This window comes from Roseomonas rosulenta (genome assembly GCF_016106005.1).
Lineage (GTDB): Bacteria > Pseudomonadota > Alphaproteobacteria > Acetobacterales > Acetobacteraceae > Neoroseomonas > Neoroseomonas rosulenta.
Genome location: NZ_JACADR010000237.1, coordinates 1 through 7,030, shown reverse-complemented (window position 1 = coordinate 7,030; position 7,030 = coordinate 1). Strand labels below are relative to the sequence as shown.

General features: G+C 73.0%; 7 protein-coding genes and 1 pseudogene. 3 read left to right on the top strand and 5 right to left on the bottom strand.

Features of this window, described 5'->3' with window-relative positions; translation table 11 throughout:
• From HW578_RS20640 to HW578_RS20625, 4 genes are all read right to left on the bottom strand, one after another.
• Nucleotides 1-483: hypothetical protein (locus tag HW578_RS20640; protein WP_408906259.1), on the bottom strand; the 483-nt coding region annotated here is incomplete at its 3' end.
• Nucleotides 484-775: 292 nt separating this feature from the next.
• Nucleotides 776-1,327, bottom strand: a complete 552-nt coding sequence (locus tag HW578_RS20635; protein ID WP_198372598.1) for a demethoxyubiquinone hydroxylase family protein — start codon at nt 1,325-1,327, stop codon at nt 776-778.
• 31 nt (nt 1,328-1,358) lie between these two features.
• Complete coding sequence (locus tag HW578_RS20630; RefSeq protein WP_198372597.1) at nt 1,359-2,213, bottom strand: NUDIX hydrolase; 855 nt, start codon at nt 2,211-2,213, stop codon at nt 1,359-1,361.
• 9 nt (nt 2,214-2,222) lie between these two features.
• Nucleotides 2,223-3,023: a transglutaminase-like domain-containing protein gene (locus tag HW578_RS20625; protein WP_198372596.1), complete on the bottom strand. Its 801-nt coding sequence runs from the start codon at nt 3,021-3,023 to the stop codon at nt 2,223-2,225.
• Nucleotides 3,024-3,199: 176 nt separating this feature from the next.
• Between HW578_RS20625 and HW578_RS20620 the strand changes: the two genes are divergently transcribed.
• From HW578_RS20620 to rpmB, 3 genes are all read left to right on the top strand, one after another.
• The gene (locus HW578_RS20620; protein WP_198372595.1) at nt 3,200-5,074 is read left to right on the top strand and encodes an ABCB family ABC transporter ATP-binding protein/permease; all 1,875 of its coding nucleotides are present in this window, start codon (nt 3,200-3,202) and stop codon (nt 5,072-5,074) included.
• Nucleotides 5,075-5,282: 208 nt separating this feature from the next.
• Nucleotides 5,283-5,546, top strand: coding sequence for a hypothetical protein (locus tag HW578_RS20615; RefSeq protein WP_198372594.1), 264 nt, complete (start codon nt 5,283-5,285; stop codon nt 5,544-5,546).
• A gap of 310 nt (nt 5,547-5,856) precedes the next feature.
• Nucleotides 5,857-6,150, top strand: coding sequence for a 50S ribosomal protein L28 (gene rpmB / locus HW578_RS20610; RefSeq protein ID WP_198372593.1), 294 nt, complete (start codon nt 5,857-5,859; stop codon nt 6,148-6,150).
• A gap of 236 nt (nt 6,151-6,386) precedes the next feature.
• Here rpmB and HW578_RS20605 read toward each other — a convergent pair.
• Nucleotides 6,387-7,030, bottom strand: a pseudogene (locus HW578_RS20605) (hypothetical protein); the annotation flags it as partial.

Below are 7,030 nucleotides of genomic sequence, written 5' to 3'. Positions count from 1 at the left end.
GATGTCGCCGCGCAGGGCGGCGAGGCGCCGGTCCTCGGCATTGGCGTTCTCGCGCAGCGCGGCGAGGCGGCGGTCGGCCTCGGCCACCTGGCCGCGGCGCTGCTCGCCGAGGGCCGCGGCCTGCGCGGCTTCCGCCTGCAGGGCAGCGAGGCGGCGCGTTTCCTCCTCGACCCGCTGGCGCAGCTGCGCCGATTCCTGGTCGGCTGAGCTGCGGCCCTGCTGCGCCGAGCCAAGGTCGCGGCGCGCAATGGCGAGGCGCCGCTCGATTGCCGCGAGGTCGCCGCGCGCCCGGCGCTCGGCGGCCAGCGTCGTCTCGAGCTCGCCGACCCGGGCGGTGAGCTCCTGCCCGCGCGCCTGCGAGGCCGTGAGGTCGCGCTCGAGCCCGGCGACCCGTGCGCTGTTCTCGACCGAGTAGCCGCAGGCTGGCAGCACGGCCACGGAGGCAAGCAGGGCCAGCCTGGCAAGGGCGCGGGTGCTGGTCATGGGGCCTCTCCTGCGGTCACGGGGGGAATCGACACGGGCGGGTGATGACCGCCGCATATAGTGGGACGGCCTCGGCGCTGGCGAGTCCAGCGCGCGGCGGTTGTATTGGAGGCGGTCAGGCGCCGTGGAGGCAGGCTTCGATCCCGCCCCGGCTCGCCAGGCGAGCGCGGGTGCGGCGATCGCTCCGCGCCCTGCGGTCGTCCTGGGCGTGGTCGCGCGGCGCACGCCCGGATTGTGGGGGGCGCGGCCCAGGATGGACAGGAGCGCGTGGCGAGCCGTGCGGCCGCGCCGCTCAGATCCGCTTCGCCGCGGCCACCGCGGCGGCCGAGCCGCTGCCCACCACCCAGGCCCAGGCGCGCAGCAGCGGGCCATAGGCGGGGCCATGGCCGGCCTCGCGCGCCTCGTCGCGGTGGTGGACCTCCTCCTCCCGGCAACGTTCGAGCAGGGCGTGGACCTCGGGCAGGATGCCCTCGGCGGCAAGCCGGTCGGTCTGGGCGCGGTAGTGGTGGTCGACGAAGGTCTCGACCGCATCCACCGTCGCGAAGACGGCGCGGGAGCCGAACATGGCGGGCAGCGCGCCGGTCAGCCAGCCCGCGACGCGCCAGATGGGCAGCAGGCGGGAGCGGTCGGCGGGCGGCAGCAGGCCTTCCAGCAGGTCCAGATGACCCTGCTCCGTGGCGCGGTGGCGCGTGGCGAAGTCGCGCACCGCGGGGTCGCGGCTGATCGCGAGAATCCCGTTGTAGATGCACACCGCACCGGTCTCCCCGGCGTGGTCGGAGCGCAATTCGCCCACCAGCCAGGCGGGGAAGGCGGCGGGGAGGGTGTCGGCGGTGGTGGTGCTCATGCGGGCGGAGATGGCGCGGCCCCGCCCGGGGTCAATCCGGGCCCTGGTCTAGCCCGGCGCGCAGGCTGCCATCCGGGTCGGCGACCAGGCCCTCGCGCAGGAACAGGTCGATCAGCACCAGGTTGACGTTGAACTTGATGCTGTCGGTGCCGCGGACGGCCTCCAGCAGGCGTGGGGCGGGCCATAATTCGAAGCGTTCCACCTCGTCGTCGCCCGGCGTGGGGGTGACGCCGTCGGGGATGTCGAGGTCATAGACGTGCAGCACGTCGCGGCGCAGGCCCTCGGCATTCGACATGACGTAGGAGACGCGCCCGGCGGGGCGCGCGGCGGCGGCGAGCTCGGGGGGCAGGCGCGCCTCCTCGGCGGCTTCCTTGACCAGGCATTCCTCCGGACTGAGCCCGGCCGGGATGCCGCCGGCCACCACGTTGTCGAGCTGCCCCGGCGCCACCGCCTTGTCCTTCGCGCGGATGCCGACCCAGACATGCAGCCCGTCCGCGCGGCGCACGAGGCCGTTCACGTGCACGCCCTGGGACATGACCCCGAAGGCCGGCAGCGCGCCGCGGTCGAGCGTGGCCAGCACCGGGCCGGTGGTGGTCTCGCGCACGTCGAAGGCCTCGTTGCGGATGCGCAGGAAGCCGCCGGCGGCGAGGGAGGGCAGCGCCTGGGCCAGGGCCTCGCTGCGGCTTCCCGGGCTGCGCAGCCGTGCGGCCAGCGCCACCCCGTCGCTGTCGAAGTGGAAGTCGCGCGGGCGGAAGGTCAGCGCCTGCGCCAGCTCCGGCGAGACCCAGCCGACCTGCGCCGCGCCCGCCCGGAACGGGATCAGTCCCGCCGGGGAGGATATGTTGTTGCAGGCGGCGATGTGGCGGGACAGAGCGGGGTCGGGCATGTCCCTCGCTTACCCCGGGGCGGCGCCAGCCGCGACCCCCGGGCCAGCGCGCAGCGACGCGATGCGGCGATTGGCGGCGCGCGCCGCCCCCGGCAGCACCAGCCGCGCGAGCAGCGTCAGCCGGTTCCAGGCCCCCGGGACCGCAGCCACGAAGGCCCGCGCATCGGCATGGACGCCGTGGTCGCGCGGCGTGAGGTCCGGCGGGGCGCCGTCATCGACCAGTTGGCAGAAGGCGGGGCGCAGCCCGTCCCAGCCAGTGGTCCCCCGCGCATGCGCACCGTAGCCCAGCACCCGCCCCTCGGCTCGCAGCCGCGCCACCGCCCGGTCGAAGAGCGGCGGATCGGTCGTGTAGGAATCCACCCCGATCCAGGCGCCGTCGAGCAGGACCTCGGTGATCGCGTGGTCGACCCGCGGCGTGCCGGGATCGAGGATCCCCGCCAGGATCTCCGCCGGGATATCGAGGAAGCGCTGGCGCGCCGGCACGCCGGCGGCGCGCAGCAGGGCGACGAACAGCGTCGATTTCGAGGTGCAGAAACCCATCCCCGCCTCAAGTACCGCCGAGGCGTGCATGTCCCACAGCGTGGGGCGGAAGCCGAAGGCGATCTCGCGCGAGACGAAGCGATGGATGGCGACCGCGCGGGCCCTGGCGTCGGGCAGGCCGGCGACGAGGCGCTGTGCCAGGTCGCGCAGGGCGGGACGGTCGCTGTCGATCAGCCCCGCCGGTGCGATCCATTCGGCATGCGCCGCACCGGCGCCGAGCACGGCTGCACCGGCGAGGACGGCACGGCGAGGAGCGGGTGCGCCAGCCATGCGCCGGCAGATGGCCCGCCGTGGCGACTTGTCGAGCCGGCCCGCGCGCCATACCCGCCACGAAGCGCCGCCCGGGGGGCTTGCATCCTGCGCGCCGATGGGTCCCATGCGGCAGGCGCGCTTCCCATAGGCGCCAAGCCGCCCCATCTCGCGGGCCGATCCGGAGTTGCATCTGCGTGTCCGCTGCCAAGCCCGCTGCCGAAGGCAGCCACCTCTCCGCCCTGCTGCGCATCGCGCCGTATCTGTGGCCGAAGAACGAGACCGAGCTGCGCATCCGCGTGGTCGTCGCCCTGGTGCTGGTCGCCGCCGCCAAGGCGGCCAACGTGCTGGTGCCGATTGCCTATGCGCGCGCGGTCGATGCGCTCGCGCCCAAGGATGGCATCGGTGCGGCCATCACCGTGCCGGTCGCGCTGCTGCTGGCCTATGGCGGGCTGCGGGTGATGTCCTCGGCCTTCGCGGAACTGCGCAACGCGATCTTCGCCAAGGTGCAGGCGCGTGCCGGGCGGCGCGTGGCGCTCGAGGTGTTCGAGCACCTGCACGCGCTGTCCATGCGCTTCCACATGGACCGTGCGACGGGCGGGCTGTCGCGGGTGATCGAGCGCGGCGTGCGCGGCATCGCCACCTCGCTGAACTTCCTGCTGTTCAACATCATCCCGACCATCGTCGAGATCCTGTTCGTCGCGCTGATCCTGTGGTGGGTCTTCGCCGCGTCCTTCGCGATCACCATGCTGGTGACGATCGCGGCCTATGTCGCCTTCACGCTGCTGTTCACCAACTGGCGGCTGCGCTTCCGCCGCACCATGAACCAGACCGACGAGGAGGCGAACACCAAGGCGGTGGACAGCCTTCTGAACTACGAGACGGTCAAGTACTTCGGCAACGAGGGCCACGAGGCGCGGCGCTACAACGAGAGCCTGACGCGCTACGAGCGCGCCTATGTCACCAGCGAGACGACGCTGAACATGCTGAACGCCGGCCAGGCCTGCATCATGGCGGTGGGGCTCACGGTCACCATGCTGCTGGCGGGCTCCGGCATCGCGGCGGGCACGATGACGGTGGGCGACCTCGTGATGGTCAACACCTACCTGATCCAGCTCTACCTGCCGCTCAACATCCTCGGCTTCGCGTATCGCGAGATCAAGCAGGGGCTGACGGACATGGAGCAGATGTTCGCGCTACTCGAGGTGCCGGCCGAGGTGAGGGACGCGCCGGGCGCGGTGCCGCTGGCGAAGGGCCCGGGGGAGATCCGCTTCGAGGATGTGCGATTCGGCTACCGGCCTGACCGCGAGATCCTGAAGGGCGTATCCTTCACTGTGGCACCAGGGAAGATGCTGGCGATCGTGGGTCCCACCGGGGCGGGGAAATCCACCATCTCCCGCCTGCTGTTCCGCTTCTACGACGCGACCGGCGGCGCGGTGACGGTGGACGGGCAGGATGTGCGGAGCGTGACGCAGGCGAGCCTGCGCGCCGCGATGGGCGTGGTGCCGCAGGACACCGTGCTGTTCAACGACACCATCCGCTACAACATCGCCTATGGCCGGCCTGGCGCAACGGATGCCGAGGTCGAGGCCGCCGCCCGCGCCGCCCAGGTGCATGACTTCGTCCTCCGCCTTCCGGAAGGCTACGCGACGCGCGTCGGCGAGCGCGGGCTGAAGCTTTCGGGCGGCGAGAAGCAGCGCGTGGCCATCGCGCGCACCATCCTCAAGGACCCTCGCATCCTCATCCTCGATGAGGCGACCAGCGCGCTGGATACCCGCACGGAACAGGAGATCCAGGCGGCACTTCGCGACGTGGCGCGCAACCGCACCACGCTGGTCATCGCCCACCGCCTGTCCACCGTGGTCGAGGCCGACGAGATCATCGTGTTGCAGGACGGGCGCATCGCCGAGCGCGGCACCCATGCCTCCCTGATCGCCGAGGACGGCCTCTATGCCGAGATGTGGCGGCGCCAGGCGCAGGCCGTCGCCGCAGCGGAGGCCGCGGCGCGCGCGCAGGCCGAGGCCGACCTCGACCGCCCGCGCACCGGCCGGCTGGGCGAGGCGATCGCGTGAGCGACCGTTCGAGAATGCGCCGTCGGCACATTCTGAAGTCCGGCGCAGGCCCGCTCATCTACCCGGCCAGGATACTGTCGCTGCCGACACGGGGGCGGGTCGGGACCGGCGTTCTCGAACGGTCTCCGAGCGGAAGCGTTTGAACGAACGGGGGTTACACGGCCCCACCGGCCGCCCCATCTGGCGAGCAGAGTAAGGAGGACGCCGCATGCAGCAGGACCCCGCGGGAATGGCCCCGGAGGACCTCAGCCACGCCGGATCGGTGGTGGACAAGGCGATCGAATACATGATCGAGCAGCGTATCGCGCCGATCTCCATCGCCTCGGCGCTGCTGGGCGGGGCGCTCGGCCTGCTGGCGCGCAGCATGGACGACCGCGCGGTGGCCGGCGTGCTGCGCAATGCGCTGGCCTCGGTCGAGGCGGGCGAACTGGCAGAGGCGCGCGAGGCACCGCCGCCCAAGCCGCAGGCCTAGTACCAGGCGCATGAAGACCTGACCTGCGGCCCGGAGGGCCGAGGCCGCGAAGGCGGCCCGCGGCACGCCGGAGGCGTGCCTCCGGCATGACACGCCTGAGGGGCACGAAGGTGAAATCTGCGTGCGTTCGGTGTAAGCGACCGTTTGAGAATGCCGGCACCGGGCTGCAGAATGCGCCTTACGACGCATGCTTAAGCGGTCTCCGAGGCTTGACGCCGCGGAGCGGCTGGGCCACACAGCGCGCCTTCCTCGGTTTCCACCCGGCGCGCGGGGCCTTCGCCCGCGCCCTCATCGTTTCGGGATTTTCGCCATGGCCCGCCGCTGCGGCATCACCGGCAAGGGCGTCCTGACGGGCAACAACGTCAGCCACGCCAACAACAAGACCCGCCGGCGCTTCCTGCCCAACCTGCAGGAGACCTCATTCTGGTCCGACGTGCTCGGCAGCCAGGTGAAGATGCGCCTTTCGACCAACGGCATCCGCACCATCGAGCACAATGGCGGCCTCGATGCCTTCCTGCTCGGCACGCCGGACCGGCGCCTGCCGGACGAGGCGCGCCTGCTGAAGCGCCGGATCGAGCGCGCCCAGGCCAAGAAGGCGGCCTAACGCCACCCTGCCCGCAAGGCAGGCGCAGGGGCGGCACCCGCGAGGGTGGCCGCCCTTTTTCGTGCGCGGCGCCCGGACCCTCGCCGCCCATCAGACCCGGACAGGCGCGCCCACCGCGGAACCGGCTGCCGGCCGAAGCCAGCGCGCGGCCGCCCGGCGAACCAGGCAGGATGCGACTGTCACCGGCCGCGCCAGCAACGGCCCAAGCCTGCTGACCAGCAGGCGCGCGCCGATCGCTACTCGGCGGCAGGTGCCGGGCGCGGCGGCGGCAGGGCGCCCGGATCCTGCGGCATCGCCAGCCCCTGGCCCTGCTGCGGCGCCTGGCCGCGCGGTGCCGCCCCCGGCTGCGCCGGGAAGCCACCGGCATTGGCGACCACCGTGCGAACGCCGCCCGCCGCCTCTGTCGCCGCGGCGAAGGCCACGTCGCCCCAGAAGCGCGCCAGCACGCCGGCCGGCACCTCGTTGAGCTGCAGCACGCGGCCGAGATCCTCGCCATCGTTGCGCGAGACGGTCCAGAGCAGTTCGACGCGCTGCGTGCGCGTGGCCGGCTGGTCGGCTACCACCACCTGGCCGGTCACGGCGAAGCGCGCGCCCTGGGCCACGTCCTGCACCACCATGCCCTGTTGGCCCAGCGCCTCCCGCAGGCGGGCGGTCAGTGCCTGGTTGCCGTCCCCGGGCGCGCCACGGACCGGCGGGACGTAGATCCGCGGCGGGCCGGTCACGGCCAGCGCGGCGGGGTCGGTGCCCTTGCGGGCGGCCTCGGCGCGCAGCAGCAGATCGGCGATGCGCGGGGCGGCGTCGCGCGCGGCGCGGCGCAGCACCTCGGGGCTGGCATCGGTCCAGTCGCGCGCGGCGATGCGCGTCCCATCGGCCTGGCCCT